This is a genomic window from Bordetella genomosp. 2 (genome assembly GCF_002261345.1).
GTDB lineage: Bacteria > Pseudomonadota > Gammaproteobacteria > Burkholderiales > Burkholderiaceae_B > Bordetella_A.
This window is the reverse complement of the sequence record NZ_NEVT01000008.1, coordinates 126,115-152,453: the sequence shown is the minus strand read 5'-3', so window position 1 is coordinate 152,453 and position 26,339 is coordinate 126,115. Positions and strand designations below refer to the sequence as shown.

The 26,339-nt window shown below is 67.9% G+C and carries 27 protein-coding genes; 6 read left to right on the top strand and 21 right to left on the bottom strand.

All coding sequences use genetic code 11. The features are described from left to right. Positions 1-60 precede the first annotated feature (60 nt). The 14 genes from ccmB to CAL24_RS19595 form a co-directional block, all read right to left on the bottom strand. On the bottom strand, positions 61-732 hold the full coding sequence (gene ccmB, locus CAL24_RS19660) for a heme exporter protein CcmB (protein WP_094807667.1): 672 nt from the start codon (positions 730-732) through the stop codon (positions 61-63). Then, a complete protein-coding gene (gene ccmA / locus CAL24_RS19655; protein WP_028352698.1) occupies positions 729-1,394 on the bottom strand; it encodes a cytochrome c biogenesis heme-transporting ATPase CcmA in 666 nt (221 codons plus the stop codon). The genes ccmB and ccmA overlap by 4 nt, the downstream gene beginning before the upstream one ends. Positions 1,395-1,404: 10 nt before the next feature. Beyond that, positions 1,405-2,892, bottom strand: coding sequence for a nitrite reductase (locus CAL24_RS19650; protein WP_094807666.1), 1,488 nt, complete (start codon positions 2,890-2,892; stop codon positions 1,405-1,407). Continuing rightward, entirely contained in the window at positions 2,883-3,773 is an 891-nt protein-coding gene (cobA, locus tag CAL24_RS19645) for a uroporphyrinogen-III C-methyltransferase (RefSeq protein WP_249278590.1), read from the bottom strand. Before cobA ends, CAL24_RS19650 begins: the two co-directional genes overlap by 10 nt. Positions 3,774-3,791: 18 nt before the next feature. Beyond that, positions 3,792-4,964, bottom strand: a complete 1,173-nt coding sequence (gene nirJ / locus CAL24_RS19640) for a heme d1 biosynthesis radical SAM protein NirJ (protein ID WP_094807665.1) — start codon at positions 4,962-4,964, stop codon at positions 3,792-3,794. A gap of 120 nt (positions 4,965-5,084) precedes the next feature. Next, positions 5,085-5,585, bottom strand: a complete 501-nt coding sequence (gene ahbB / locus CAL24_RS19635; protein ID WP_028352694.1) for a siroheme decarboxylase subunit beta — start codon at positions 5,583-5,585, stop codon at positions 5,085-5,087. Continuing rightward, the gene (locus tag CAL24_RS19630) at positions 5,560-6,003 is read right to left on the bottom strand and encodes an Lrp/AsnC family transcriptional regulator (protein WP_094807857.1); all 444 of its coding nucleotides are present in this window, start codon (positions 6,001-6,003) and stop codon (positions 5,560-5,562) included. The genes ahbB (CAL24_RS19635) and CAL24_RS19630 overlap by 26 nt, the downstream gene beginning before the upstream one ends. Next, on the bottom strand, positions 5,996-6,505 hold the full coding sequence (ahbB, locus tag CAL24_RS19625) for a siroheme decarboxylase subunit beta (protein ID WP_028352692.1): 510 nt from the start codon (positions 6,503-6,505) through the stop codon (positions 5,996-5,998). Before ahbB (CAL24_RS19625) ends, CAL24_RS19630 begins: the two co-directional genes overlap by 8 nt. After that, complete coding sequence (locus CAL24_RS19620; protein ID WP_051439230.1) at positions 6,502-6,978, bottom strand: Lrp/AsnC family transcriptional regulator; 477 nt, start codon at positions 6,976-6,978, stop codon at positions 6,502-6,504. The genes ahbB (CAL24_RS19625) and CAL24_RS19620 overlap by 4 nt, the downstream gene beginning before the upstream one ends. Continuing rightward, the gene (locus CAL24_RS19615; RefSeq protein WP_249278607.1) at positions 6,962-8,134 is read right to left on the bottom strand and encodes a cytochrome D1 domain-containing protein; all 1,173 of its coding nucleotides are present in this window, start codon (positions 8,132-8,134) and stop codon (positions 6,962-6,964) included. Before CAL24_RS19615 ends, CAL24_RS19620 begins: the two co-directional genes overlap by 17 nt. Then, a complete protein-coding gene (locus tag CAL24_RS19610) occupies positions 8,134-8,472 on the bottom strand; it encodes a c-type cytochrome (protein ID WP_170947132.1) in 339 nt (112 codons plus the stop codon). The genes CAL24_RS19615 and CAL24_RS19610 overlap by 1 nt, the downstream gene beginning before the upstream one ends. A gap of 29 nt (positions 8,473-8,501) precedes the next feature. Continuing rightward, the gene (locus tag CAL24_RS19605; protein WP_094807663.1) at positions 8,502-9,377 is read right to left on the bottom strand and encodes an ethylbenzene dehydrogenase-related protein; all 876 of its coding nucleotides are present in this window, start codon (positions 9,375-9,377) and stop codon (positions 8,502-8,504) included. 42 nt (positions 9,378-9,419) lie between these two features. After that, positions 9,420-10,013, bottom strand: coding sequence for a NapC/NirT family cytochrome c (locus tag CAL24_RS19600; RefSeq protein ID WP_094807662.1), 594 nt, complete (start codon positions 10,011-10,013; stop codon positions 9,420-9,422). 63 nt (positions 10,014-10,076) lie between these two features. Further along, positions 10,077-11,762, bottom strand: a complete 1,686-nt coding sequence (locus tag CAL24_RS19595) for a cytochrome D1 domain-containing protein (protein WP_028352686.1) — start codon at positions 11,760-11,762, stop codon at positions 10,077-10,079. Between the two features lie 236 nt (positions 11,763-11,998). On the opposite strand from CAL24_RS19595, the gene CAL24_RS19590 reads away from it, so the two are divergent. From CAL24_RS19590 to CAL24_RS19565, 6 genes are all read left to right on the top strand, one after another. After that, positions 11,999-12,814, top strand: a complete 816-nt coding sequence (locus tag CAL24_RS19590; protein WP_028352685.1) for a CbbQ/NirQ/NorQ/GpvN family protein — start codon at positions 11,999-12,001, stop codon at positions 12,812-12,814. Further along, positions 12,798-13,382 (top strand): cytochrome c oxidase subunit 3, encoded by a 585-nt coding sequence (locus tag CAL24_RS19585; protein WP_094807661.1) that lies wholly within the window; start codon positions 12,798-12,800, stop codon positions 13,380-13,382. The genes CAL24_RS19590 and CAL24_RS19585 overlap by 17 nt, the downstream gene beginning before the upstream one ends. A 3-nt stretch (positions 13,383-13,385) precedes the next feature. Continuing rightward, a complete protein-coding gene (locus tag CAL24_RS19580; protein ID WP_028352683.1) occupies positions 13,386-13,646 on the top strand; it encodes a cytochrome C oxidase subunit IV family protein in 261 nt (86 codons plus the stop codon). 111 nt (positions 13,647-13,757) lie between these two features. Beyond that, a complete protein-coding gene (locus tag CAL24_RS19575) occupies positions 13,758-14,198 on the top strand; it encodes a c-type cytochrome (protein ID WP_028352682.1) in 441 nt (146 codons plus the stop codon). 3 nt (positions 14,199-14,201) lie between these two features. Then, positions 14,202-15,623 carry a cbb3-type cytochrome c oxidase subunit I gene (locus CAL24_RS19570; protein ID WP_051439229.1) on the top strand — a complete coding sequence of 474 codons (1,422 nt, stop codon included), beginning with the start codon at positions 14,202-14,204 and terminating at the stop codon, positions 15,621-15,623. Positions 15,624-15,726: 103 nt separating this feature from the next. Then, on the top strand, positions 15,727-17,559 hold the full coding sequence (locus CAL24_RS19565; protein ID WP_094807660.1) for a VWA domain-containing protein: 1,833 nt from the start codon (positions 15,727-15,729) through the stop codon (positions 17,557-17,559). Between the two features lie 9 nt (positions 17,560-17,568). On the opposite strand, the gene CAL24_RS24450 is transcribed toward CAL24_RS19565, so the two are convergent. From CAL24_RS24450 to CAL24_RS19530, 7 genes are all read right to left on the bottom strand, one after another. After that, positions 17,569-17,694 carry a hypothetical protein gene (locus CAL24_RS24450; RefSeq protein WP_283162978.1) on the bottom strand — a complete coding sequence of 42 codons (126 nt, stop codon included), beginning with the start codon at positions 17,692-17,694 and terminating at the stop codon, positions 17,569-17,571. Positions 17,695-17,774: 80 nt separating this feature from the next. Continuing rightward, positions 17,775-18,455, bottom strand: coding sequence for a Crp/Fnr family transcriptional regulator (locus CAL24_RS19555; RefSeq protein WP_094807658.1), 681 nt, complete (start codon positions 18,453-18,455; stop codon positions 17,775-17,777). Positions 18,456-18,495: 40 nt separating this feature from the next. Continuing rightward, the gene (locus tag CAL24_RS19550; RefSeq protein ID WP_094807657.1) at positions 18,496-19,488 is read right to left on the bottom strand and encodes an NAD(P)-dependent oxidoreductase; all 993 of its coding nucleotides are present in this window, start codon (positions 19,486-19,488) and stop codon (positions 18,496-18,498) included. A gap of 129 nt (positions 19,489-19,617) precedes the next feature. Next, positions 19,618-20,910, bottom strand: coding sequence for a glycosyltransferase family 4 protein (locus CAL24_RS19545; RefSeq protein WP_081760318.1), 1,293 nt, complete (start codon positions 20,908-20,910; stop codon positions 19,618-19,620). A 139-nt stretch (positions 20,911-21,049) separates the two neighbouring features. Continuing rightward, on the bottom strand, positions 21,050-22,969 hold the full coding sequence (locus tag CAL24_RS19540; RefSeq protein ID WP_094807656.1) for a DUF945 family protein: 1,920 nt from the start codon (positions 22,967-22,969) through the stop codon (positions 21,050-21,052). Positions 22,970-23,125: 156 nt separating this feature from the next. After that, the gene (locus tag CAL24_RS19535; protein ID WP_094807655.1) at positions 23,126-24,601 is read right to left on the bottom strand and encodes a M81 family metallopeptidase; all 1,476 of its coding nucleotides are present in this window, start codon (positions 24,599-24,601) and stop codon (positions 23,126-23,128) included. Between the two features lie 79 nt (positions 24,602-24,680). Then, positions 24,681-26,339: an ABC transporter ATP-binding protein gene (locus CAL24_RS19530; protein WP_028352676.1), complete on the bottom strand. Its 1,659-nt coding sequence runs from the start codon at positions 26,337-26,339 to the stop codon at positions 24,681-24,683.

Here is a 26,339-nt window from a genome sequence, read left to right as displayed (position 1 = left end):
GCTCGTCAGTGGGCGCCGGACCGGTGCGGCCGGCGGACGGACCGGTGCGGGCGCCGCGCATCATTCGGCGACGCTGATGGAGAGACCCGCCGCAACGGCAAGGGGGGCCACGGTGATGGCCAGCGCCGCCAGGCTGGCCAGCCACAGCAGGTGCCCCGTCGCGGGCAGGCCCTGCAGCGCGGCCTGCAAGGCGCCGGTGCCCAGGATGAGCACCGGGATGTACAGCGGCAGGATCAGCAGCGCCAGCAACAGCCCGCCGCGTCGCAGGCCCACGGTCAGCGCCGCCCCGACCGCGCCCAGCAGGCTGAGCACCGGCGTGCCCAGCAGCAACGACAACAGCAGCACCGGCAGACAGTGCGCCGGCAGGCCGAGCATCAGCGCCAGCAGCGGCGCCAGCACCACCAGCGCGAGGCCGCTGCACAGCCAGTGCGCCGCTACCTTGGCCAGCACCAGCGTTACGAGGGCATGCGACGAGAGTGCCCATTGTTCCAGCGAGCCGTCTTCGAAGTCGGTGCGGAACAGGCCGTCGAGCGAAAGCAGCACAGCCAGCAGCGCCGCCACCCACAGCAGCCCCGGCGCGGCTTCTTGCAGAAACTGCGATTGCGGCCCCAGCGCTAGGGGGAACAAGGCGACGACGACAGAGAAGAACACCAGAGGATTGGCAAGTTCCGCGGGACGGCGGCATAGCAGACGTAGCTCACTAGTGAATAGCAGGATAAAGGCCTTGCTCATGCGGCGTACTGTCCAAGATCAAGATCGTGGCAGGCCGGCGGCCGCTGCACCAGTTCGTGGTGCGTCGTCAGCACGACCGTGCCGCCAAGCACGCAATGCGCCGCCAGGTGCCGTTCCAGTTGCGCCGTGCCTTGCGTATCCAGCGCGGTGAACGGTTCGTCCAGGATCCACAGCGGCGGCGGGTCCGGCAGGTACAGGCGCGCCAGCGCGACGCGGCGCTGCTGGCCGGCCGACAGCGCATGGCAAGGGGTGTCCTCGAAACCGCGCAGGCCCACTGCGGCCAATGCCGGCCCGATGGCCGCGCCGGCGGCTCCAGCCTGCAGGGCGCCCAGCCAGGCCAGGTTTTCCTCGCTGGTCAACAGCGCCTTGATGCCGGCGGCATGGCCGATCCACAGCAGCCTGGCCGCCAGCGCGCCACCCCGCGGCCGGGCCGGATCCCGGCCGAACACCTGCACGCGGCCCGTCGCCGGCCGGGCCAGCCCGCACAGCAGGCGCAGCAGGCTGCTCTTGCCGCAGCCGTTAGGGCCGCGCACGCGCAGCATGTCGCCAGGCCAAAGCTGGAAGCTCACGTCCGAGAAAAGGCGGCGTTGGTCCCGTTCGCAGCCGAGGTCCGCCGCGCTGAGCACGGGGCCGGCATCTGTTGGTGCGGGGCGTTCGTGCATGGCGTGCCGCTCAGTGGGAAGTGCCTTCGGCAAACTCGATCTTGTTGCCGACGTTGTACTTGCCGGACGGCTTGTTCATGGGAATGCGCTTGAGTTCCTGCAGGGTCTGGCTGTCGTAGACGATCAGGGCGCCCTCGGTGTCCCAGACGCTCAGGAGCAAGTGGCGGCCGTCGCGGGTGAACTCGACGTGCGCGGCGTTCTTGCCGGGCATGGGCCGCAGCGTATGGGCGATTTCGAGGGTCTGCTTGTCGATGAGGTGCGCCGCGTCGTTGTTGGGGCCGAAGAAAACGTCGGTCCAGGCGTACTTCGAGTTGCGGTGGCTGCGCATGAAGAACCCCGGTCCTTCGGTGGGGATTTCCTTCACCAGTCTCCAGGTTTCCAGGTCGAGCACCGATATCAGCCCCTGGCTGATGTTGGGGGTGGCGAATACCCAGCCCTGCTTGCGTTGCCAGTAAATGCCGGACCCCAGATGCGGCATGCCCGGCAAAGGGATGTCGGTGACCGCGGCGCCGGTGTCCAGGTCGATGACCTGGCCGCCCTTGGCCTTGCGCGATGTCGCCAGCAGGTAGCGGTACTCGGGGGTGAAGGAGAAGTCGTCGAGGAAGTCCTGGGCCGGGATGCGGCGCGGAAGAAAATCCGGCTGGCCCGCATAGGAGAGTTCCCAGATCTCCTGGGCATCCTTCAGGGCGACCACGAAGCTTTGCCGCGGCGGCGCCGTGTACACCGCGCTGACCCGCGACGGCACGCCCTGGACGGTGGGCGTGGCCAGGTGGCCCACCAGCGACAGATCGCGCGCGTTCAGCACGACCAGGCCGCCGGGCAGGTAGTTGCCCACCAGCACCCATTTGCCGTCGCCGCTCACCGCGAGGTTGCGCGTGTTGAGCCCGGCGCGGATCTCGGCGAGCATCGTCAGGTTGTGCAGGTCGTAGAGGCTGATCCAGCCGTCCCGCGACGCAAAGTACACGTACCGGCCGTCCGGGGAGAATTTCGGGCCGCCGTGCAGCGCAAAATGCGATGGGAAGCGCGTCAGCGGCTCGAAGCGGTCGCCGTCGAGGATGACCACATGGTGATCGCCGGCCTCGACCACGACGAACAGGTTGAGCGGATCGGCCCCATGCTGCGGCGTCGCGGGCAGCGTGGCGGGGTCGGCCAGCAGCCTGTGGCTGGCCCGGATATCCGCTTCCGTCCAGGTGGGGGGCTGGAGCGGCGGCTGGTACAGGTAGTCGACCAGGCCGGCGATTTGCGTGTCGTCCAGCACGCCGGAGAATGCGGCCATCTGGCTGGCCGGGCGGCCGTCGCGTATGGTCTGGCGGACTTCGTCGCGCTTGATGCGCATCAGGCTTTCCGGCAGCAGCGCGGGCCCCGTCCCGCCCAGGCGGCCCGCGCCGTGACACGTTTCGCAATGCTGCCGGTAAAGCTCGGCGGCCGTTCCGGCGGCCAGGGCCGTACCCTGGGCCAACAGGGCCGTGGCCAATACGATGCCCAGGCTCAACCGCATAGGGGCTCCGACGCCGGGCGCACCGGCATGGGGTTGGCGCGCAGCCTGGCGGGATGCCCCGTTTCCCGTTCGGCCAGCAGCCCGACCACCCGGCCGATCACGGTCAGGGTCGGCGTGCCCAGGCGGTGGCTGCGCGCCAGTTCGGGCAGGCTGGCAAGCGTGCCGCGCACGATCTGCTGGTCCTGCCGCGTGCCGTTGCCGACCAGCATGGCGGGTGTGCCGGGCGGCAGGCCGGCGGCCGTCAGGTGACGCGATATTTCACCCAGGCTGGCCAGGCCCATGTAGAACACCAGCGTACAGGCCGGGTCCGTCATGGTGTGCCAGGGCAGAGCGAGCTCGCCGTTCTGCTGCAGGTGGCCGGTGATGAACTGGCACGAGTGCGCCAGGTCGCGGTGCGTCAGGGGGATGCCGGCATAGGCCGTGCACCCGGACGCCGCAGTGATGCCCGGCACCAGCTGGCAGTCGACCCCGTGCTGCAGCAGGAACTCGAGCTCTTCGCCTCCGCGGCCGAAAATGAACGGGTCGCCGCCCTTCAGGCGCACCACACGCATGCCCTGGCGCGCCAGCCGCAGCAGCAGGCGGTTGATTTCGCCCTGCGGCAGGCTGTGGCGCCCGCTGGCTTTGCCGACGTAGTAGGGGCGACAGGTATCCGGCAGCAGGTCGAGCAGCGCCTGGCTGACCAGACGGTCATAGACCAGCGCGTCCGCCTGGACCAGCAGGCTCCAGGCGGCGATGGTAAGCAGGCCAGGATCTCCCGGGCCGGCGCCGACCAGCGCCACTTCGCCGGGCCGGAAGACCCGCTGCAGGGCGATGGGAAGCGTGATGGGGGTAATGGAGGCGTGAGGCATGGTCATGTAGGCCGGGACATTGTGTTGCGCCATGGAGCGGGACAGTGCCGCCTAGGAAGCGACGGCGGACGGCTGCCGGCCGATCTCCGCGTCGCTGAGATAGCAGCCGGGATCTTCGCCCCACAGGTTGCCCGCGGCCCAGGCGCGGGTACGGGTGTTGCCGTTGCAGATCGGCAGCCAGCGGCATTCGGCGCAGCGGCCGCCCACCGGCCGGGGGTGCCGGCGCAACTGCCGCAGGAGCGGATCGGGCTGGTCGGTCCAGAGCTGCCGGAACGACTGGCGGCGCACGTTGCCGACCTGCTGCTGCCACCAGTAGGTGTCGGGGTGCACGTCGCCGGTGTTGTCGATGTTCGCGATGCCACACCCCGAGGCGTTGCCGCCCCAGGCGCGCAGCATGCGCTCGAGTTGTTCGCGATGCTGCGGCAGGCGTCGCTCCACCCAGTGCAGCAGCAGTATGGCGTCCGCGTCGTTGTTGCCCGTGACGAAATCGCTGTCCCGCCCGGCGCGTATGTCTTCCCAGGCGCGTTCGAACAGCAGGTGCATGGCGTCCCGCGTCATCTGGTGCTGGGCGTCGAACTTGCTGCTGCGCCTGCCGCGGCCGCTGTAGTTCAGGTGCGACAAGTAGAACTTGTGCACGTCGTGCTCGCGCATGAGATCCAGGATGGCGGGCAGCTGGGGATGGTTGTCGCGCGTCAGCGTGGTGCGCAGGCCGACGCGGATGCCGTGCTGCCGGCACAGCTGGACGGCATGCATCGCCTTGGCGAAGCTTCCGGGCATCTGGCGCCAGGCGTCGTGGACGTCCTGCAGGCCGTCGATGCTGATGCCGACGTAGTCGAACCGGGCTGCCGCGACGCGTTCGATCGTGTCTGCGTCGATCAGGGTGCCGTTGCTGGACAGCGCCACGAAGAACCCCTGTTCGCGCGCGTAGGCGGCAAGCTCGAAAAGATCGTGCCGCAGCAGAGGCTCGCCGCCGGAGAGGATCAGCACGCACACGCCGGCGTCGCGCAGGTCGTCGATGACCCGCAGCGCCTCGGTGGTGCCGAGTTCGTTGCGGAACGGGCTGTCGGCCGACGTGGCGTAGCAGTGCTTGCAGGTGAGATTGCAGCGCCGCAGCAGGTTCCAGATGACGACGGGAGGGCGCTGGCCGGGCGTGCCGCGGGCGCCGGCCGCCGGCTCGCGGTCCGGGTGGGCAAGGGCGCGCAGGTAGTGGCTGATTCTCAACATTGGGGAGTTTCTCTAGACATGGCGGACCTGCGCGGCGGCCTGGTCCAGTCACGTTGGCAGCATGGCGGAGGGCGGAAACAGATGCCTTGACAGGGAACAATAAGACTCACGGAAGTCGCGCTAGTCCGCATGCGGCAGGCGCAGGCCGGTTTTCTTCAGGATGCGGGTGCTGACCAGCATGTCGTCGGCCAGGCTGGCGCGCCCGAGCAGTGTCCGGATGCGTCCTCGGTAATCTTCGATTTCACTGGCGCTGCGGCCGTGCACCATGGCGAACAGGTTGTAGCGCCAGCCGTGGCGCCGCGGGCGCCGATAGCAATGGCTGACGAACGGCAGTGCGCCTACCTGCGGGCCGAGGCGGTCGATCTTTTCGTCGTCGACGTCCCAGACGGTCATGCCATTCTGACGATAGCCCAGGCGGTAATGGTTGGGCACGGCGGCAATGCGGCGGATGACGCCGTCGGCCTGCAGGCGTTGCAACAGGGCGAGCGTGGCGCCCGGCGTCAGGCCCAGGCGGCTGCCCAGCCAGGCCCATGGGTCGTCCACCAGCGGCAGGCCGGCCTGGGTGAGCTGGATCAGCCGCTTGGCCAGCGAGGCGTCAGACGGGGAAATGCAGGCCGACATGGTAAGTCTGTTCTTTGGGCAGATTGAGGACTTTCAGCCCCGTGCTCCGCTCGATGCGTTCGATCGTGGCGGCAACATCGCGCGACGAGGCGCAGGCCAGCACGAACCACATGTTCCAGACGTGCTCGCGCTGGTAGTTGTGCGCGACTTCCGGCATGGCGGCCAGCATGGCCGCCACTTCATCGACCCGCGAGGGCGGCACGCACAAGGCCGCCAGGGTGAATGCGCCGCCCAGGCGTTCGATGTCGAACATGGGGCCGAACCGCGTCAGGGTGCCGTCCGCCAGCCAGGCCTCTACGCGCGCCCGCAGCTCGGCTGGCCTGGCGCCGAGTTCCGCCGCCAGCGCCTCCCATGGACGGCGGACCAGCGGCATGCCGTGCTGCAGGCGGTCGAGCAGGCGCCGGCCGAGCTCATCCATGGCGGTGCCCGCCGGCGGGCGCGTAGCGGCCGCCACACTGCTTGAAGGCGCGCGTGCTGAACAACAGCTCGTGCGGCAGGTCTGCCAGGTCCAGGTCGCGCAGCAGGCGCTCGATGTGCCGCCGCACCTCGGCCTGCTGGCGGCCGTGCACCATGCAGAACAGGTTGTAGCGCCACCGAGGCGGACGGCGCGGCCGCTGATAGCAAAGATTCACGCCGGGCGCCTGGCCCAGCAGCCGCCCGGCCGCGTCGACCCGGTCGTCGGGCACATCGAGCACCAGCATGGCGTTGGCGAGAAAACCCAGCGCACGGTGGTTGACCACCAGCCCGACGCGCCGGAACAGGCCGGCGTCGTGCCATCGGCGCATCTGGGCCAGCACGGCGTGTTCGCTCGCGCCCAGCCGTTCGGCCAGCTGCTGATACGGGCGCTCGGTCAGCGGCAGGCCGGGCTCGATCAGCCGGCGCAACTGCTGTTTCTGTTCGGGCGTCAAGAAGGGGTTCATGCTGGCGGGCCGAGCGAGAAGCCGAGATCGATGCGGTACGCGCGGCGCATGGGCAGGTCAAGCGGCTCCTGGCCGGTATCGGCCGTGATCTCGGCCAGGATGCTGTCGATCCGGGCGCGGTTCGGAGCGGTCAGCACGAACCACAAGTTGTAGTGGTGATCGCGTACGTAGTTGTGGTTGACCTCCGGATAGCGGCTGATTGCGGCTGCCACGCTGTCGAGTTGGTCGTCGCCGACCGCCAGCGCCGCCAAGGTGCTCGCGCCGGCGCGGCGGTGTTCGAAAACCGGCCCGGCCCGGTTCAATACCCCTTGCTGCCGCAGGGCGCGCAGGCAGTCCAGCAACCGCTCTTCGCTGCAGCCCAGGGTTTCCGCCATTGCCTGGTACGGGCGCGCGCACAGCGGCATGCCGTGCTGGTACTGGTTGAGCACCCGCAGGCTGAATTCGTCGAGCGACACGCTACAGCCCCGTTGCATGTGCGCGGCTGCTGAAGAAGATGCCGCTCGGGCTGGGCGCCGGCAGGCGGCCGATGCGTTCCAGGCGGTAGGGGTCCCATACCTGGACTTCATCGCCGTCGCGCACGGAAAGCCAGAGCTGGTCGCCGCGGGCGGTGAATTCCATGTGCAGTACCGCGGGCCCCGGTTCGAGCGTGGCCACGACCCGCAGGGTTTCGGTGTCGATGACCTGCACCAGGTGGTTGTCCGGGTAGGCGAAGTTCACCCATACCTGGCGCGTGTCGGGGCGCGCCATGACGAACACGGGCTGCCCGGCGACGTCGATGGCGGCGGCTTGTCGCCAGCTGCGCGAATCCATGACCAGCACCTGGTGCCGGCCCACGGCCGGGACGAACGTGCGTTCGCCGGCCACCGTCCAGCCTTCCAGGTGCGGCATCTTGTACACCGGCAGCTTGCGGCCGCCGCGGCCGTAGTGATCGAGCACACGCTTGACGCCGCGCTCGGGGTGCCAGAGGTCGAGCTGGGCCATGCCGTCCTCGCCGAACAGGCCCGCCATGTAGTAGCGGCCGTCCGGCGTCAGCAGTGCGTCGTATGGCTGGTTGCCGATGCCGGTGTAGCGGCTGATGACCGGCTGCGGGCCCTGGCTGAAATCCGCCACCCAGATCTCGCCCGTATCGAACAGGCTGTACACGAACCGCTGCCCCGGGGCGTCGACCACGCCCACCACCCGCGAACGGCGCTCGCCATCGGCCAGCGGGGTGGCGGGAATATCGGCAACCAGGTCCAGGGTGCGCGCATCGAATACTTTCACGCCGCCGGGTTCGTAGTTGCCCACGGCGATCAGGGTGCCGTCCTGGCTGATGGCGCCGCCTATGCTGTTGCCTCCCTGGACGACGCGCTTGTCGATGCGCCGGGCCAGCAGGTCGACCTTGGTCAGCCCGCCGTCGCGGCCGAAGACGTACGCATAGCGCTGGTCGCGCGAGAACACCACCGAGGCGTGCGAGAGGTCGCCCAGGCCTTGCACGCGGGCCAGGCTCGATCGCGTCGTGGTGTCGACGATCTGCAGGCTGCCGTCGGCGCGTTCGATGACTACCCCCAGGTCGCCGCCGCCGCGCAGCGGCGGCTGCTGCGCGCAGGCGGCGAGCAGCACGGTACACAACAGCAACAGCGGACGCATCATGGTGGGGGGTATCCTTGCAGAAGCCTGTCGGCCAGCCAGGCGATATCCTGTTCGTCGAGCAACGCGTCCCAATTGGGCATGGCGGTGCCCGGGCGGCCCAGGGCGATGGTGGCGATCAGCAGTTCACGCGGCTTACCGGCCAGCGCCTGGCGCGTCAGGGGCGGGCCCAGGCCGCCTGTCATGCGCAGCCCATGGCACGAACCGCAGTCCTGCCGCAGCAGGTGTTCGAGTTGCCCCTGGCGCAGCTTGCCCGGGTCGGCCTGGACCATGGCGAATGGCATGCAGCACGCCAGTACGCCGGACAGGATCCGTGCGATGCGGGGGATTCGTGCCATGGCGCGACGGGACACCTGCGGGCTGCCCGTTACTGGCGCGCGGCGGTGATGTCCGCCGCCGCGTCGATACCCAGGTGATAGCCGAGCGACACGTGATGGAAGCGCCCGATGCTGCTGTCGTCGTGGAGGGCCACGCCGAAGTTGTACGTCTTGCCGGTTTCGAGCGCGACGTCGCCTTCGCCGCCGGTGAGCTTGCGGACGAACTGCACCGTCCAGGTGTCGCCGTCGCGCGTGCCGGCGGCGCTGACCAGCGCCTGGCCGCCTTCCATCACGCGTTCGCCGGCGATATGGCCATCGTAGCCCTTGTTCTCGCCGCTGCGCCATTGATTCAGGTCGTAGTAGACGCCATCGGCCAGCGACGCGCCTTTCACGTACTTGGTCCTGCCGTCGCTCGCGCCCGGCATGGTGCGGGCGTCGCCGTGGCAGGCGCCCCAGCAGCCGCCCAGCTCGGCGAGCTCGACCTTGGACCCTGCTTCGAGCAGATAAGTGAGCTTGACCGGGTTGTCGGCGTCCATTGCGGGCGCGCCGGAAGATTTCGGCTGCGTCCAGCTGAAACGCAGGTAGAGATGCTCGCCATCGTGGGCCGCCTGCACTTTCACGTTGATGTAGGGCGCCTTGCCGGGAATGGGGGCCGGCTCGATCTTCTCGCCGCTGACCAGCAACTGGCCCATCTTGGCGACTTCCTCGGAATGGCAGTCGAGGCAGGTCTCGCCCTTCTTGAGCGCCCTGGCGCCGCCGTGCTCGGTGCCCTTGGTGATCCATTCGACCGGCGAGACGCCGGGATAGAACAGGGTGATCTCGGTTGCCTTGACGGCGTTCCAGTCGGAAGGCGCGGCGGCCAGCGCGGCGCCGGTGGACAGGCTGAACGCGGCGGCAAGAGTGCCGAGCAGGACGGTCTTTTTCATGTCGGGTTTCCTTTGGGTGATGCGGACGGAGCAGCGCCGCCGCTACTCTTCGTCTTCTTCGGTCATGCCTTGCGGCTTGTGGTGCGCGATACCCTTGTGGCAGTCGATGCAGGTCATGTCGTCCTCGAGGGCCATTTCATGCTGCTTGCGCGCGCGCTGCTGCTGGGCCTCGCTCTTCATGCTTTCGAGGCTGTGGCAATTGCGGCATTCGCGCGAATCGGAGGCTTTCATGCGCTTCCATTCGCTACGCGCCAGCGTCAGCCGCTTGGCTTCGAATTTCTCGCGCGTGTCGATGGAACCCACCAGCTTGCCCCACAGTTCCCGCGACGCCTGGACCTTGCGTATCATCTTGTAGGTCCAGTCCTTGGGGACATGGCAATCGGGGCAGGTGGCCCGCACGCCGGTGCGGTTCTTGTAGTGGATGGTCTCCTGGTACTCCGGATAGACGTTGTCGCGCATTTCGTGGCACGACAGGCAGAACGCCTCGGTGTTGGTGGCTTCGAGGGCGGTATTGAACCCGCCCCAGAGGAAGACGCCGAGCAATATGCCCGCCAGTAGAAGGGCGCCCAGCGAATACTTTGCGCTTGGGCGCCGAAGGGTGGCGATGAAACCTTTCTTGCCGTCTTGGTGTGTCATGATTTGATTGGCGGTTCCCGCAGGGATGCGCGGGAACCGCCGGGTGGTGGGGAACGGCAGGGGTTAGTAGACGTCGTTCATGGTGTTGAAGACGTTGAACTTGCCGGTGGGGGTAACCACGGCCGGGTCGGTGATGACCCGCTTGAGCTTCAGGGTCTTGTCGTCATAGATGACGATGGCGGACTGGTCGGCCTTGCCGCCCCACAGCGAGATCCAGACCTCGTCGCCGGCCTGGTTGTACTCCGGCTGGACGGCGCGGCGGATCGCCTTGCTCTCCGGCAGGCCGGAATCCTTGGCGACGTCCAGGCGGGTAGGTGGCTTGGACAGGTCGTCGAGATTGAACACGTAGACGGATTCGGCGACTTCGCGCTCCGGGTTCATGGGAGCGTCGGCCCAGAAGTGCTTGGACTTGGGGTGGGTCTTGACGAACAGGTTGCCCGCGCCCGGCATCTTCAGTTCCTGCACGACCTTCCAGTTATGTTCCTTGAACTTGGCGTGCTCGGGCTTGTCGGACGCGGTGGAGATCAGCGATACCACGTCGTCGCCCAGGTGGCCGGTGGCCCAGACGGGGCCGAACTGCTTGTGGACGAAGTTGGCGCCGCGGCCGGGGTGGGGAATCTTGGCGGTGTCGACCAGGGCCGCCAGCTTGCCGGTCTTGGTGTCGGCCACGGCGACCTTGTTCGACGCATTGGCGGCCACCATGAAGTAGCGTCCGGATGCGTCCCAGCCGCCGTCGTGCAGGAACTTGGCGGACTCGATCGTGGTGGTCTTCAGGTTCTTCAGGTCGGTGTAGTCCACCAGCAGGATCTGGCCGGTTTCCTTCACGTTGACCACCCATTCGGGCTTTTGCAGCGAGGCGACGATGGAGGCCACGCGCGGCTCGGGATGGTAGTCGCCGTCGACCGTCTGCCCGCGGGTCGAGACGATCTTGATGGGTTCGAGCGTTTCGCCGTCCATGATGGAGTACTGGGGCGGCCAGTAGGTGCCGCCGATCAGGTACTTGTCTTCGTAGCCCTTGAACTTGGAGACGTCCACCGAACGGGCATCGGAACCCAGGCGCACGGTAGCCACCGTGGTGGGTTCCTCGAACCACATGTCGATGATGGTGGTCAGGCCGTCGCGGCCCACGGTATAGACATAGCGGCCGGAGGCGGACAGGCGCGAGATGTGCACCGCGTAGCCGGTGTCGAGGATCTTCCAGATCTTGTGGTTGTCGCCGTCGACCAGGGCCAGCTTGCCGGCGTCGCGCAGCGTGATGGCGAAGACGTTCTTCAGGTTGACCTTGTTCATCTGCTTCTTCGGACGCTCGGAAACCGGAACGAGCAGCTTCCAGCTTTCTTTCATGTCCTGCAGGGAGAACTCGGGCGGCACGTCGGGCGTCTGCTGGATGTAGCGCGCCATCAGGTTGACTTCCTGTTCGGTCAGGATGTCGTCGTAGTTGACCATCCCGCCTTCGGTGCCATAGGCGATGATGTTTTCCAGCCGCTTGGTGCCGAGCTGCAGGGTGCCGCCCTCGAGCTTGGAGCCGTCGGCCTGGGTCTGGGTCCAGTGGGGTTCGAGATTCTTGCCGGTGGCGCCCTTGCGCAGGACGCCATGACAGCCCGCACAGCGTTCGAAGTAGATCTGCTTCGCGACCTCCTTTTCGTCGTCCGTCATGGCGGGGGCGTTGTTGGCATAGGCACCCGCGATGCCTAGCAGCGAGAGACTGGCGATGGCTCCGGCCAGCAAGGTTTTGCGAGGATTTCTCATCGGTACTTCTCCTAAAGGAGCGGTTTCTGGCCGCCCCGGGTCACGGCTCTGTGGATGGTCTTGGGTTGCGCATCTCTGGCCGGATCGTACTGAAAGGCCCTTCCCGTTGTGATTGACGACAATCAAGCGGCATGGCGTGGTGTTGACTGCAGTCAATGGGCTTCGATGGGCAGCTTGAGCGCGCTACATCGTTGCAGGTAATGTCCGCTGACCATCTGTTTGAACAAGGACTAGGCATGAATTCGCCTGCGGCCCACCTGGGTGCGCCGGGTGCATCCGACGCACCCTTCTATCAACCGCTGGGCAACGAGGCCGCGCTGTTCGAGCAGGCATGGCGGCACGGCATGCCGGTACTGATAAAGGGGCCGACGGGTTGCGGCAAGACCCGCTTCGTCCAGTACATGGCTCATGTCCTCAGGCTGCCGCTCTACACCGTGGCCTGCCATGACGACCTGAGCGCTACCGACCTGGTGGGTCGGCACCTGATCGGCGCCGCCGGCACCTGGTGGCAGGACGGGCCGCTGACACGCGCCGTGCGGGAAGGCGGCGTCTGCTATCTGGACGAGGTCGTCGAAGCCCGGCAGGACACCGCCGTGGTGCTGCATCCGCTGGCCGACGACCGCCGCGAACTGTATATCGAGCGCACCGGGGAAACCCTACGCGCGCCGCCCGGATTCATGCTGGTGGTGTCCTACAACCCTGGCTACCAGAACCTGCTCAAGGGCATGAAGCCGAGCACGCGGCAGCGCTTCGTGGCCTTGCGGTTCGGCTATCCGCCGCCCGCCGAGGAACGCCGCATCGTCGCCGCCGAGGCGCAGGTCGATGCCGAGCTGGCGGCTCGCGTGGTCGGGCTGGGGCAGGCGTTGCGCCGGCTCGAGAACCATGACCTCGAAGAGGTCGCCTCGACGCGGCTGCTGATCTTCACCGCGCGCATGATCCGCAGCGGCATGGCGCCGCGCGACGCCTGCCTGGCCTGCCTGGCCGAACCGCTGACCGACGATCCGCAGACGGTCGCCGCCTTGATGGAAGTGGTGGATGTCCATTTCGGCTGAAGGGCCGGCGGCGGCCGGCCGGCGCCTGGCCGGCGACCTGGCGATGTGGTTCTTCATCCTGGCCGAGCTGACCGTGTTCGGCATCCTGATCCTCGCCTTCGCCGTGGCCCAGGCCTTGCAGCCGGCGCTGTTCCAGGCCGGGCGCGCGGTGCTGGACGCTTCCACGGGGCTGGCGCTGACGCTCAGCCTGCTGACCGGCGGGCTGTTCGCCGCCATGGCGCTGGCGCGGGTGCGAGAAGACCGGCGCGGCGGGACGCGCCTGCTGGCGGCCGCCCTGGTGTCGGCGTGCGTGTATGTGGGCCTGAAGCTGGCCGAGTATCGCCACCTGGGGGCGCTGGGCCTGGGCCTGGAGCATGATACCTTCTTCACGCTGTATTGGGTGCTGACCGGGTTTCACTTCCTGCACGTGCTGCTGGGCATGGTGATCCTGGCCTGGATGGCCGTGCGCTGCCGGGCGCGCCGCTACGGGCCAGGCCGGTGCGCGGGCCTGGAATCGGGGGTGCTCTATTGGCACATGGTCGACCTGGTCTGGGTGCTGTTGTTTCCCGTGGTCTATCTGCTGGGCTGAAGCATGTCCGAAATCAAAGCGCTCCTGTGCTTCTGGCTGGGCCTCGCGGTACTGTCCGTGGCTACCGTGCGGGCGGCAGGGCTGGGCTGGGCCGCGGGCGCCGGCGCCGTGGTCGTCGCGCTGGCCGTCGCCAAGGCCTGGCTGATCATCGATGGCTTCATGGAACTGCGCCACGCGCCGCGCGCGTGGCGGCTGCTGATGCTGGCCTGGCCCGTTGCCATGGCCGCCGGCCTGCTGCTGATCAATGTCGTAGCTGGTCGCTGATGCCCCGGCAAGGGGGCGCAGCCGACAACTTTTCTTTCTTGATTGCAGTCAAGCGGGCCGCGTAGGCCGGCTTTCTAGAATGATGCCCACCTTAAGCCAAGAGGGGCGATCATGCCGGAAACCTTCACCAAAGGCATGGCCAGGAACATCTATTTCGGGGGAAGCGTGTTCTTCATCCTGATATTCCTGGCCCTGGCCTTCCATACCGAAAAACAAATACCCCAGCTCACCAACGAGTCCCAGATGACCGAGGCTGTCGTGCGCGGCAAGCTGGTCTGGGAGCAGAACAACTGCGTTGGCTGTCACACGCTGCTCGGCGAAGGCGCGTACTTCGCGCCGGAACTGGGCAACGTGTTCGAGCGCCGCGGCGGCGAGGCGGATTTCAACTCATTCCTGCACGCCTGGATGGGCGCGCAGCCGCTGGGCATTCCCGGCCGCCGCGCCATGCCGCAGTTCAACCTCACCAAGCAGGAAGTGGACGACGTGGCCGAATTCCTCGAATGGACTTCGAAGATCAACAACTTCAACTGGCCTCCGAACCGTGAGGGCTGAGCCATGACCACCGTGAATCCGCATCTCAAATTCGCCTCGCAGGCCGTGGCGAAACCCTATTTCATATTCGCCCTGATCCTGTTCGTGGGCCAGGTCCTGTTCGGCCTGATCATGGGCGTGCAGTACCTGGTGGGCGATTTCCTGTTTCCGCTGATCCCGTTCAACGTCGCCCGCATGGTGCACACCAACCTGCTCATCGTCTGGCTGCTGTTCGGCTTCATGGGCGCGGCCTACTACCTGATTCCCGAGGAGGCGGACCGCGAACTGCACAGCCCCAGGCTGGCGCTGGCGCTGTTCTGGATCTTCGCCATCGCCGGGGTGCTGACCATCCTCGGCTACCTGCTGGTGCCCTACGCCGGGCTGGCCCGGATGACCGGCAACGACCTGCTTCCCACCATGGGGCGCGAGTTCCTCGAGCAGCCCACCATCACCAAGGCGGGTATCGTGGTGGTGGCGCTCGGCTTCCTGTACAACATCGGCATGACCCTGCTGAAGGGCCGCAAGACCGCCATCAGCATGGTCATGATGACCGGCTTGATCGGCCTCGCGGTGCTGTTCCTGTTCTCGTTCTACAACCCGGAGAACCTGTCGCGCGACAAGTTCTACTGGTGGTGGGTGGTGCACCTGTGGGTCGAGGGCGTGTGGGAACTCATCATGGGTTCCATGCTGGCCTTCGTGCTCATCAAGATCACCGGGGTGGACCGCGAGGTGGTCGAGAAATGGCTCTACGTCATCATCGGCATGGCGCTGATCACCGGCATCCTCGGCACCGGCCACCACTACTTCTGGATCGGCACGCCCGGCATCTGGCTGTGGCTGGGTTCGGTGTTCTCGGCGCTGGAGCCGCTGCCGTTCCTTGCCATGGTGCTGTTCGCCTGGAACATGGTGAACCGGCGCCGGCGCCAGCATCCGAACCGGGCGGCCTCGTACTGGGCGGTCGGCACCACGGTCACCGCCTTCCTTGGGGCCGGCGTGTGGGGCTTCATCCATACCCTGGCGCCGGTGAACTACTACACCCACGGCACCCAGCTCACCGCGGCGCACGGCCACCTGGCCTTCTACGGCGCCTACGCCATGATCGTCATGACCATGATCTCGTACGCCATGCCGCGCCTGCGCGGCCTGGGAGAGGCGCCCAGCCCCGCCGCGCAGCGGGTGGAGATCTGGGGGTTCTGGCTGATGACCTTGTCGATGTTCGCGATCACCCTGCTGTTGACCGCGGCCGGGATCGTGCAGGTGTGGCTGCAGCGTCTGCCTGATGACGCGACCGCGATGTCCTTCATGAACACCATGGAGCAGTTGTCCCTGTTCTTCTGGCTGCGGCTCGGGTCCGGCGTGTTCTTCCTGATCGGCCTGGTCTGCTACCTGCTCAGCTTCCGCCAGCGGGGCGGGGCAGGGCAGCCAGCCCTGACGGCCCAGGCCTGACGCGGCCTGCCCGCACCCGGACGGCCCGCTGCATCGAAGCGGGCCGTCTTGCTTTGCGGGCGCCGCCGCGCGGGCGTTTTCCAATGCGTACGACGAGGCTGTCTTGGCTTTCGAACCAGAAGAATGGGTGGGCGGCATCTGGCATCGGTTCATTACCCGCCAGGCCAGCCATGATTTTCCCGATGCGCGGGTCGCGCTCGACGACCTGCGGCGCTCCCTGGCCGTGTTGTTCCGCGCCATGGGGGGCAGCGGGGGGATTGGCGTGGAGGCCGCGGGCACGCGCAACCTGCCGCTGCGTCGCAGCGTGCTGGAACGGGTGGCGGGGGCCGGCCATGGCATGTCGGTGGCCTGGTGCGATGCCGACAGCCTGCGCCTGCCGCCGCAGTTGGCGGTGTACCCCGAAGCGGGCCTGAACGCGGAGTTGTACCGCTGGCTGGCGCTGCTTGCCGCCCAATCGCGTGGCATGCGTCACTGGGGGCGGGACAACCAGCGCTGGACGGTGGCATTGTTGCAGCATTATCCGGCCTTGCGGCCGCGCTACCAGCGCCTGGTCGAGGCGCATCTGCGGCAACGACCCGATCCGGCCCGCCTGGGGCGCGACGAAGCGGCGCTGGAGCGGGCCTTGCGCCAGGCATTGGCCATGCCCGGCAGCGTCGAGCACTTCCCGCGCAGCGAGCGGGCGCCATGGCCGCTGCCCCTGTGGCTGTACCCGCCGGAATTCCTCGGGGCGCCGCAGAAGGCCCAGTTCGCCGACGAAGAAGAGACGGCGCAATCCGGCGCCCCGGACGCCAAGGTCGCGCGCAAGCGGGCCGGCCGCGTCGAGGATCGTACTGGCAAGGGAGGGCTGTTGCTGTTCCGGCTCGAGAGCCTGTTCAGCTGGTCCGAGCACGTCGACCTGGACCGCTGCGGCGACGACGCCGACAACCCGGACGCGGGCCGGGTGGCGCAAGACCTGGATGAGCTCGCCTTGTCGCGCACGCGGATGCGGCGCGGGGGCGGGCTCAAGCTCGATCTGGACCTGCCGCCGGCCGAATCCGACGACGTGCCGCTGGGCGCGGCGGCCGCCCTGCCGGAATGGGATTATCGCCGCCAGCGCCTGCAGCCGAACTTCGTGCAGTTGCACATGCTGCGGCCGCGCCGCTGCGAGCCGCAGCCGTTGCCGCAGCACTTGGGGCCGCTGGCGCGCCGCCTGCGGCGCCAGTTCGAACACTTGCGCAGCGACCGCCATTGGCTGCGCGCGCAGCAGTCCGGCACCGAACTCGATATGCAGGCCTGGCTCGATTTCCAGGTCGAGCGCCAGCACGGGCGCTGCGTCGAGCGGGGCTGGTATATGGAACGCCGCCAGGCGCGACGAGACCTGGCCTGCCTGCTGCTGGCCGATCTGTCCATGTCCACCGACGCGCACCTGGACGACGCGCATCGGGTCATCGATGTCATCGGCGACAGCCTGCTGTTGTTTGGCGAGGCGCTGTCGGCCGTGGGCGACCAGTTCGCGCTGTATGGGTTTTCGTCGTTGCGCCGCGAGCAGGTGCGCATGCTGGAGCTGAAGACGTTCCAGCAGCGTTATGACGACGCCACGCGCGGACGCATCCAGTCGCTGCGGCCCGGCTATTACACGCGCATGGGCGCGGCGATCCGCCAGGCCACGCGCCTGCTCGCCGCCAGCAAGCGCCGGCGCCGACTGTTGTTGCTGGTGACGGACGGCAAGCCCAATGACCTGGACCGCTACGAAGGACGATACGGGGTGGAGGATACCCGCCAGGCGGTCATCGAGGCGCGTCGCGAAGGGCTGCTGCCGTTCTGCATCACGATCGACCGGGAAGCCGGCGATTATCTGCCTTACATGTTCGGTGCGAACGGCTTCACCCTGATACGCCAGCCCGGCCAACTGCCGTTTCGCCTGCCGCAGCTCTATCGCCTGTTGACCCGTTCCTGAGGCCGCGCGCTATTGAAGCGTGCGCGGCAGCCAGTAGATCATCAGCACGCAGAACAGGGTGAGGCCCACGCAGAACCCCTGAAAGCGCCGCAGGCGCCGCTGGCGGGCGCGCTCGGCCTGGGTGGGCAGCGGCATGCCGCAGTGATCGCATGCCGTTGCGTCGGCGGGCGCTTGCTGTTGGCAGTACAGGCAGTGTGGCATGGGCGGAGGGCGGCCTATTCGAACTGTTCCAGGCGCTGGCTGTTGAGGACCGAGATGTGATTGCCTTGCTGGGCGATGATGCCTTCGTCGATCAGGTGGCGGATGATGCGCGAGAAGGTCTCGGGCTGGATGGACAAATGCCCGGCCACCAGCCGCTTGGCCATGGGCAGTTCGAAGCTGGTGGAGCCGGGGCGGCGCGCCAGTTGCGTCAGCAGATACCGCACCACGCGGTGCGTGGCGTTCTTGAGCGACAGTGTTTCGATCTCGTTGATGCGCTGGTGCAGGCGGATGCACAGCTTGGCCAGCAGCGCGAACGTGAGCTTGCTGTTGTTCTGCAGCAGTTCCATGTAGGTGCTGTTCGAGAACCGGTAGAGCTGCGACGGCGCGATGGCCTGCGCGGAGGCGACGTAGTCCGGGGTGTCCATGAGCATCATGGCTTCGGCGAATGTCTGGCGGCTGCCTATGACCTCGAACACCTTTTCCTGGCCGTCCGGCGTCAGGCGGTAGATCTTGACCGTGCCGGAGATCACGAAATAGAACGCGTGGGCGGGCTCGCCCTGGTGGAACAGCTTGGCGCCCTTGTCGACGTTGACCAGCCGCGCGGTTTGCAGGAGGGTATCGAGCTGCGCCTCGCTGAGCGGCTCGAACAGGTGGTGGCTGCGAAGGATCTGGTGATGTACGCGGTGGAGTTGCATGGTGGAATGCTGCGGATTCGGACGCCGGATGGGCGCGAGGTTAGGCTGGCGCCGGGCGGGGCGGCGGCGCGGCTTCGATGCCGGGCACCATCTGGCAGGGCACGCCCAGGGAGGCCAGTGCATCGCGCGCTGCGTGGCGGCGGGCGGCCGGGGTATTGCCGGCGGCCAGGCGCAAGGCCCGCTTGCCTTGCCGGGCCAGCTCGGCGAGCCGGCCGACGGTTGCCGGATCGGCTTGCGGATCGATGGCGATGCGGTCCGCGTCGCGGCGGCACAGATCGACGATGGCCGCCGGCACCGTGCGGTCGTGCATGACCAGGTCGGCCTGCTGCATCAGGCGCAGCGCGCGGAAAGTCAGCAAGTCCGGGTCGCCCGGACCGGCATCGACCCAATACACTTCGCCCGGTGCCTGCGCGGTGGCGCCGGCCAGCCGGGCTTCGAGCAGGCGGCCGGCCTGGTCGGGACGGCCGGCGAAGACGGCTTCCGCGGCCGGGCCCTGGAAGGCCTCTTCCCAGAAAATGCGCCGCTGCTGCACGCTGGGCAAGCGCGCCTTGACCTGGCTGCGGAAGTGCCTGGCGAACTGGGCGAGCTGGCCGTAGCGGGCCGGCAGCCAGGTTTCGATCTTGGCGCGGACCAGGCGCGCGAGGATAGGCGCGTGGCCGCCGCTGCCGACGGCCACGACCAGGGGAGAGCGGTCGACGATGGCGGGAAACAGCACGGTGCACAGGGCGGGCGCGTCGACCACGTTGACCGGCACGGCGCGCGCCTGGGCCTGCGCCGATACCATCGCGTTGAGCGTGGCGTCGTCGGTGGCGGCGACCGCCAGGACTGCGTGGAGCAGGTCGTGCTCGGCGTAGCCGCGCTCGTGCAGCTCGGCGGCCAGCGTGCGCAGTTCCGGGTGTACGCACGGCGCGACGGCGCGGATGCGCGCGCCCGCGGCATGCAGCAGGCGAGCCTTGCGCAGCGCGATATCCCCGCCGCCGACGAGCAGGACGGTTCGGCCCTCGAGATGGTGGAACAGGGGGAGGAAATCCATGGTGACGGCCCTGCATCGCCGTACGGATGCACCGGGCCGGTGCAATCGACCGCGACAGATAATGCCAGGCAGTGTAAGGCCGGGTTGCGGCCTACGCGCCAGGCGGCCGCACGGACGCCTTGCGGCAAATCATTCTTGTGGCTGGAGCAGCGTCTGGCGCTGTTGCGGGGCCGTCAGGGCCTGGTAGATATCCAGATGCTGGCGGCATGCGTCGACGATGCTGAACTCGCGTTCGGCCAGCTCGCGTCCGGCCATTCCCAGCCGCTGCCGAAGCACGCTGTCGCTGGCCAGTTGCTCGATTGCCGCCGCCAGCGCCCGGGCGTCGCGCGGCGGCACCAGCAGGCCGGTGCGGCCGGGGTCGATCGCGTCGCGGCAGCCCGGCACGTCGGTGGTCACCACCGCGCGGCCGCAGGCCGCCGCCTCGATCAGCGAGCGCGGCAGGCCCTCGCGATAGGACGGCAGCACCGCGATATGCGAGGTCGCGTACAGCATGGCTACGTCGTTGCGTTCACCCAGCGCCTCGACGCACCCCTCTTGCCGCCAGGCATCGACGTCGGACTGGGCGACCGAAGCCGGGTTGTCCGGGTCAATGCCGCCGGCCAGCACCATGCGCACCGGGACTTGGCGGCTGCGCAGCAGGCGTGCCGCCTCGACGAATTCCAGCACACCCTTGTGCCGCAGCAAACGGGCGGCCATCAGGACGATGACTGGAGGGCCGGCCGGTTCGGCCACCGCGGCATAGGCGGACAAGTCCACGCCCGAGCCGCGAGTCATCACGGCCTGGCCGTCGCGCAGCGCGCCCAGGCGGCGCAGCAGGTCGCGATCATTGGCGTTCTGGAATACCACCCGGCTGTTGCGGTGTTTCAGCGCCCGCCGATACAGGCGCGCCACGACTTGCCGCAGCAGGGCGGCCTTGACGCCGCGCTCGATGAAAGTGAACCCCAGGCCCGAAATGGCGAATACCGCCCCCGGCACCCGGGCCAGCCGGGCCGCGATGCCGCCGTAGAGCACCGGCTTGATCGTCACCAGGTGGACCACGGCGGGCCGCAGGCGACGGAACAGGCGCCACAGCGACCACAGCGTGTGCAGTTCGCGCACGGGGTGCCGGCCGCTGCGGGTCATGGGCAGCACATGGTGCGCCAGGCCAAGCGCCTCTATGTGGGCGACGCTGTCGCCGGCCATGGTGGCGACGTGTACCTCGTAGCCGGCATGGCGCGCGGCCAGGGCCAGCGGCAGGCGGTGAGACAGGAAGTAGGCCGGGTTGTTGACCACGAACAGCAGGCGGGGGGCACCGGCGCGGGATTCGGAGAGGGCCGGCGCCCGCGGCTGCCCGGCTTGGCCGGGCGGGCCTTGCCGGCCCGCGCCGGCGGGCGCGACCTGCTGCCTGGAAAACAGGGACGAGACGAGGTTGAGGAGAGCCATGCGCTGTACGGAAATGCAGCTGACCGGCATGGTCGGCTGCGAGCGTTGCGCAGTGTAATAGGAGGCCCAAAAAAACGCCCGCTGGGCATGCGGGCGTTTTGAGAAAAGTCATCCCATCAGCAAGTGGGATGGCATGGCGTCACTTGGCGGTCATGACTTCGGCGAACGCCGGCAGGGTGGTCAGGAACGTGCTGATCAGGTAGCTGGCGCCGTTGCCGCCGATTCCGCCGTAGGCGTTCACGTCCATTTCCAGCACGGCGTTCTTGCTGTCTTCCAGGTAGGCGCGCGTCCAGCGGTTGCGCGTATTCCAGTCGTTGATCCGGGTCAGCGGGATGGGGCGGGCGGACGCGACGACGGCGCGCAGCATCAGGTCGGAGCAGCTGGAAGCTTCGTCGCAATCGTTGAAGTCCACCCGCACGCTGCTGGCGCCGGTGTGCGCCGCATCGATCCTGATGAAGGGCATGCCGGTTTCCGACACATCGGTTTCGTAGCTGATGCCGGTCTCGTCCAGGATGCCGCCGATGATCGTTGGGTCGACGGCGCCCAGCATCTGGCCGGCGGGCTCGTCCGCCTCGCTGGCGTCGTCGGCAACCAGTCCGCCCAGCAGGTTGTCGAACAGTTCGTCGGCCGGGATGGCCTGGCCATTCAGGTTGGCCGTGCCGTCGGCGTAGTGGAAGGTGCCGACGATGTTGTCGCCGTCATTCTTGCCGATGTTCAGCATTTCCGCCATGCCGGCCAGGGAACCGACCTGGTCGCTGGCTTCGCTGGCCGCTTCCTGGGCTTCCAGGCCCTGCCCCTGCATGTACTGCGCGATGAGGTCCTGCAGCATGGGCTTGGACAGCGTGACTTTGAGGTCGATGGCCTTGACCGCTTCGCGCACGGTGTCGGGCAGGGTGGCGGCCGACGCCGCGGCGTCGGCCTCGGCCGGCTTGGCCAGGTCGACCGCCAGCGTCACGCGGCTTTCGCCCTTGCCGGTCTGCCAGACGAGCGGATCCAGGCGCAACGACGGGTTGCCGGCCAGCAGCTGCTTGACCTGTTGCAGCGCCTGCTGGCGCTGTTCCTCGGTCAACGAGACGTCGTCGCCGTCGTCGCTCATGCTGGTGACCAATTCGCGGTACAGCCTGGACAGCTCGGCGGCGGCCTTGCCGTCGAGCCGCTCCATCTTCAGGGTGGCCTGGCCTTTGCCGAAATCGTTGCCGTTGACGGTGATCTGGCCGACCTGGTAGCCCGCCTCGAGATTGATGTTCGTGTCGTTCTCGGTCAGCGCGACGGTGTAGCCCAGCCCCTGCAAGGCGATCTTGGCGCCGGTCTCGATGTCTTCGAAGCCGAAGCGGTCGATCTTGGCGTTGGAGCTGCCGATGCCGAATCCGAACTGGCCCATGCGGGTGTCGAAGTCGAAGTTCAGGCCCGCCATGTCCAGCTTGAGCGGCGATTCGGCCTTGCTGGCATCGAGGATCACCTGGCCGATGGCGATATGGCCGACGGAATTCTTGGAGGCCCGCACGAAGCGGCCTTCGGCGTGCGCGCCGCTGAACTTCAGGCTGCCGTCTTCGCGGCTGATTTCGATCGGCGCAATGCCGGCGGTGCCGACGCTGTCGCCGTTGTATGACACCACGGTATCGCCCCAGAGCGGCGTGGCGCCCTTGGTCAGCTCGAACAACGGCTTCAGGTTCTCGGTCTCGGCCAGCTCGGAGTGCACGAACGCCAGCTTGGGCAGCAGGTGGCCGCCGGCGATGGCGCGCCTGGGGAACGGGCCGTGCTCGATGTCGGAGACGACTTCGACCGTGCCCTCGGGCAGGTCCTCGGGACCGCCGGGCGCCTTGGCCAGTGCGATGCTGTAGCGCGCCCGGCTGGTGAAGAAGCCGCGCGCGTGGTCCAGCTGCTGGATGGTCAGGGTGAAGCCCATGCCGGCCAGGGCATCGGCCATTTCCTTGTTGACGGCCGCCAATTGGGCCGGCGCCTCGCTTTCGATGCGCTTGCCGGTGTACCAGGTGGCGCCCAGCCAGCCTGCCGCCAGAACTACGACCACGCCCGCGGTGATCCCTACAGCCTTCTTCATTGTTATTCGTCCAACTCGATAATGGATATGATCCGGACCGCCGCCGGGCGGCGTCCGGAGGGCGCTGATCGCCCGCGGCGAGTATAACGACGCGACCGTGCGGCGCCTCTCATAGAAGTTACCGTGCGTATCAGGTTGCGACGAAATAGCGATTGGTCAGAGGGGATCCAGCGGATAGATCGGACGACGCACGTGCTTGAATTCGACCTGGCTGTAGTCCGAGGTGGTGACGCCCACGCCCGTGCAGGGAATGATCTCGGTGGCCATGTCGGCGAAGCCGGCGCGCCAGTGCACGCGGCTCTTGAGCGCCACGTAGCGTTTTTGCAGCGGATCGATGCCGGCCGACAGCAGGCAGTTGATATCGAAGGGTTCCTGGTGGCGCGAGACGATGACGATCTGCACCTTGCCGGTATCGAACACCACGGTCAGCCCGGTGTCGTTGCGTACGCCGCGGTACATGGGCCCGCGGTTCAGGTATACGCCGTCGAACACCAGCTTGACCCGGCCGGTGACGGGCAGCGGTTCGCTTTGCTGCTTGAGCGCCGGCATGGCCACCTTGCCGCCCAGCGGCAGGGTGAGTTCGGCGCCCACGCCCGCCGCGGCGGCCTGCTGCGCCGCCTGCGGATCGCACAAGGCGTAGAAGGCGACGTTCTCCAGGCCCTGGCGCAGGATCTCGGCCAGCACGGCGGTCGTGTCCATGGTGCCGCCGGAGCCGGTGTTGTCGAAGTGGTCGAGCAGGATGACGGGGCCCTGCTCGATGGTCTTGGCGCGCGCGATGGCGGGCGCCAGCGGTTCGCAGTGGAAAACCCATTGTTCGCGGCCGTTCCAGGCGGCCTCCAGCAGTTCGTCGCGCCAACGCTGCGCGGCGGGCAGGTCGCCGTCGGTGCAGATCACCGCGCTCAAGCCGGCTTCGCGGATATCGGCGTGCGGGAACCCGACGAACACCGAGGCGGCCAGCACCCCCTGGGACTCCAGCGCGCGGCAGCGTTCTTGCAGCGATTTGTTGGGATCGGCGTGGGTGCCCTGGCACATGATGTGCGGCAGCATGGGCTTGTTGGCCCAGGCCATGACCGGCCGGATCTCGCCCTTGAGGGTGCGGGCGATGACGTCGGCGGCGCGCACGCCGGCCGCGCGGATGTCGACGTGGGGATAGGTGTGAAAGCCCGACACCACCGTGGCGTGGCGCACGATGTCGTCGTAGATATTGGCGTGCATGTCGAGCGTCACGCCCACCGGCGTGTCGGGGTCGATTTCGCGCAGGCGGCGCAGCAGGTGGCCTTCGGCGTCTTCGATTCCCTCGGCGACCATGGCGCCGTGCAGGTCGAGCAAGATGGCGTCGTAGCCGCCGCGCCGCACTTCCTCGAGCACCAGCCCGCACAGGCGTTCGTAGGTGTCCGCGTCGGCGGGCGCGCTGGGCCAGGACTCGGCCGCCACCGGCACGACGATCTCCGCGCCTTCGCGGCGCGCGACTTCGATATAGCCGCCCAGGCCGCTGTCGGTGTGTTCGTAGGCACGGATGGCGCGTTCGCCGGCGAGTATCTCGGGACTGCCGCGAAAGAAGCGTTCGAGCGGCGTCGGCACCGGGGAAAAAGTGTTGGTCTCGTGCTTGATCATTGCCAGCAACCAGCGCATGGTGTCGTGCTCCAAGTGGGTTTACGAGTGTGGCCGGGCCGCGGGGGAGGGCGCGTGGCGCTCGGGGATCGATGTCACTTTATGCCGCCAGCGGCCGGAAGTTGCGGAAGTCCCAGCCGCGCCCGGGCGCGGCGTCGATCAGCGCGCGGGTGTAGTCGTGCGACGGCCGGGTCAGCACGAGTTCGGCGGCGCCGGTCTCGACCACGCGGCCGTGCTGCATGACCATGATGGTGTCGCAGATCTGCGCGGCCACGCGCAGGTCGTGCGTGATGAAGAGCACGCCCACGCCGGTGCGGCTGCGGATCTGCTCGAGCAGTTCCAGTACCTGGGCCTGGACGGATACGTCGAGCGCCGAGACGGCTTCGTCCGCCACCAGGACTTCCGGTTCCATCACCAGGGCCCGGGCAATGCAGATGCGCTGCCGCTGGCCGCCCGAAAACTGGTGCGGGTAGCGTTCCATGGCATTGCCGTCCAGCCCGACCACCTTCAGGGTGGCCGCGGCGCGCTCGAGCGCCTGCTGGCGCGGTTCGCCGAAATTCAACAGCCCCTCGATGATGGACTCGCCCACCTTGCGACGCGGGTTGAGCGAGCGGTAAGGATCCTGGAAGACGATCTGGATGCGCCGGCGCATCGGCCGCAGCGCCGCGCCGGCGAGCGCCGAGATGTCGTCGCCGCCGATGCGCATGCTGCCTGCCGTGGGCTCGATCAGCCGCAGGATGCAGCGCGCCACCGTGGACTTGCCTGAGCCTGATTCGCCGACGATGCCGAGGATCTCGCCCTTGCGCAGCGTCAGGTTGACGTCGTCGGCGGCCAGCACGGCGCGCTTGCCGCCGCTCCAGAAGGGCCGCTTGTCGGTGTAGACGCGGCCCAGCCCGTGCACGCTCAGCACCGTGGCGCCGTCCGGCGCGTCGCGGCGCAGCGGCACCAGGCTGGGCACGGACGACACCAGGCGGCGGGTGTAACTCTGTTGCGGCCGCGCCAGGATATCGTCGCGCGTGCCGGTTTCGACCAGGTCGCCCTGGTTCATGACCACGATGCGATCGGCGATCTCGGCCACCACGCCGAAGTCGTGCGTGATGAACAGCACGGCGGTGCGGTGCTTGACCTGCAATTCCTTGATGAGGGCGAGGATCTGCTTCTGAGTGGTGACGTCCAGCGCCGTGGTGGGCTCGTCGGCGATCAGCAGGCGCGGCTCGAGGATGAGCGCCATGGCGATGACGATGCGCTGGCGCTGGCCGCCCGACAATTGGTGGGGGTAGGACTCATAGATGCGCTCCGGATCGGGCAGATGCACCGAGCGGAACATGTCGAGCACCTTGGCGCGCCGCTGGGCGCGCGTCATGCGGCGGTGCAGGCGCAGCACTTCGTCGACCTGGCGGCCGACGGTATGCACCGGGTTCAGCGCGGTCATGGGTTCCTGGAACACCATGGCCATGCGCGTGGCGCGCAATTCGCGCAGGCGGCGCGGCGTGGCGCTGAGGATGTCCTCGCCTTCGACCCGGATGGCGCCGGTGGGCTCGAGCACGCCGGGGGGCAGCAGCCCCATGACCGCCAGCGAGCTGACCGATTTGCCGGAACCGGATTCGCCGACCACGCAGACGGTCTCGCCGGCATGCACGTCCAGGCTGAGGTTGCGCACCACCCGGTTGCCGGCGCCCGCCACCGCGACCGACAGGTTGCGGATGGCCAGTACCGCGGAAGTGGTGTCGCCGGCGGGCGGATTGGGGGAATAGGACAT

What these genes read in the sequence shown, in the direction of transcription:
- cobA (WP_249278590.1), bottom strand. Translation starts at nt 3,773, where the DNA reads ATGGCGCAACACAATGTCCCGGCCTACATGACCATGCCTCACGCCTCC.
- CAL24_RS19570 (WP_051439229.1), top strand. Translation starts at nt 14,202, where the DNA reads ATGACCACCGTGAATCCGCATCTCAAATTCGCCTCGCAGGCCGTGGCG.
- CAL24_RS19545 (WP_081760318.1), bottom strand. Translation starts at nt 20,910, where the DNA reads ATGGCTCTCCTCAACCTCGTCTCGTCCCTGTTTTCCAGGCAGCAGGTC.
- CAL24_RS19550 (WP_094807657.1), bottom strand. Translation starts at nt 19,488, where the DNA reads ATGGATTTCCTCCCCCTGTTCCACCATCTCGAGGGCCGAACCGTCCTG.
- CAL24_RS19605 (WP_094807663.1), bottom strand. Translation starts at nt 9,377, where the DNA reads ATGAAAAAGACCGTCCTGCTCGGCACTCTTGCCGCCGCGTTCAGCCTG.
- CAL24_RS19620 (WP_051439230.1), bottom strand. Translation starts at nt 6,978, where the DNA reads ATGCAACGGGGCTGTAGCGTGTCGCTCGACGAATTCAGCCTGCGGGTG.
- nirJ (WP_094807665.1), bottom strand. Translation starts at nt 4,964, where the DNA reads ATGTTGAGAATCAGCCACTACCTGCGCGCCCTTGCCCACCCGGACCGC.
- CAL24_RS19590 (WP_028352685.1), top strand. Translation starts at nt 11,999, where the DNA reads ATGAATTCGCCTGCGGCCCACCTGGGTGCGCCGGGTGCATCCGACGCA.
- ccmA (WP_028352698.1), bottom strand. Translation starts at nt 1,394, where the DNA reads ATGCACGAACGCCCCGCACCAACAGATGCCGGCCCCGTGCTCAGCGCG.
- ahbB (WP_028352694.1), bottom strand. Translation starts at nt 5,585, where the DNA reads ATGTCGGCCTGCATTTCCCCGTCTGACGCCTCGCTGGCCAAGCGGCTG.
- CAL24_RS19535 (WP_094807655.1), bottom strand. Translation starts at nt 24,601, where the DNA reads ATGCGCTGGTTGCTGGCAATGATCAAGCACGAGACCAACACTTTTTCC.
- CAL24_RS24450 (WP_283162978.1), bottom strand. Translation starts at nt 17,694, where the DNA reads ATGCCGCTGCCCACCCAGGCCGAGCGCGCCCGCCAGCGGCGCCTGCGG.
- CAL24_RS19585 (WP_094807661.1), top strand. Translation starts at nt 12,798, where the DNA reads ATGTCCATTTCGGCTGAAGGGCCGGCGGCGGCCGGCCGGCGCCTGGCC.
- CAL24_RS19630 (WP_094807857.1), bottom strand. Translation starts at nt 6,003, where the DNA reads ATGGATGAGCTCGGCCGGCGCCTGCTCGACCGCCTGCAGCACGGCATG.
- CAL24_RS19530 (WP_028352676.1), bottom strand. Translation starts at nt 26,339, where the DNA reads ATGTCCTATTCCCCCAATCCGCCCGCCGGCGACACCACTTCCGCGGTA.
- CAL24_RS19650 (WP_094807666.1), bottom strand. Translation starts at nt 2,892, where the DNA reads ATGCGGTTGAGCCTGGGCATCGTATTGGCCACGGCCCTGTTGGCCCAG.
- CAL24_RS19575 (WP_028352682.1), top strand. Translation starts at nt 13,758, where the DNA reads ATGCCGGAAACCTTCACCAAAGGCATGGCCAGGAACATCTATTTCGGG.
- CAL24_RS19595 (WP_028352686.1), bottom strand. Translation starts at nt 11,762, where the DNA reads ATGAGAAATCCTCGCAAAACCTTGCTGGCCGGAGCCATCGCCAGTCTC.
- ahbB (WP_028352692.1), bottom strand. Translation starts at nt 6,505, where the DNA reads ATGAACCCCTTCTTGACGCCCGAACAGAAACAGCAGTTGCGCCGGCTG.
- CAL24_RS19555 (WP_094807658.1), bottom strand. Translation starts at nt 18,455, where the DNA reads ATGCAACTCCACCGCGTACATCACCAGATCCTTCGCAGCCACCACCTG.
- CAL24_RS19610 (WP_170947132.1), bottom strand. Translation starts at nt 8,472, where the DNA reads ATGGCACGAATCCCCCGCATCGCACGGATCCTGTCCGGCGTACTGGCG.
- CAL24_RS19615 (WP_249278607.1), bottom strand. Translation starts at nt 8,134, where the DNA reads ATGCGTCCGCTGTTGCTGTTGTGTACCGTGCTGCTCGCCGCCTGCGCG.
- ccmB (WP_094807667.1), bottom strand. Translation starts at nt 732, where the DNA reads ATGAGCAAGGCCTTTATCCTGCTATTCACTAGTGAGCTACGTCTGCTA.
- CAL24_RS19540 (WP_094807656.1), bottom strand. Translation starts at nt 22,969, where the DNA reads ATGAAGAAGGCTGTAGGGATCACCGCGGGCGTGGTCGTAGTTCTGGCG.
- CAL24_RS19600 (WP_094807662.1), bottom strand. Translation starts at nt 10,013, where the DNA reads ATGACACACCAAGACGGCAAGAAAGGTTTCATCGCCACCCTTCGGCGC.
- CAL24_RS19580 (WP_028352683.1), top strand. Translation starts at nt 13,386, where the DNA reads ATGTCCGAAATCAAAGCGCTCCTGTGCTTCTGGCTGGGCCTCGCGGTA.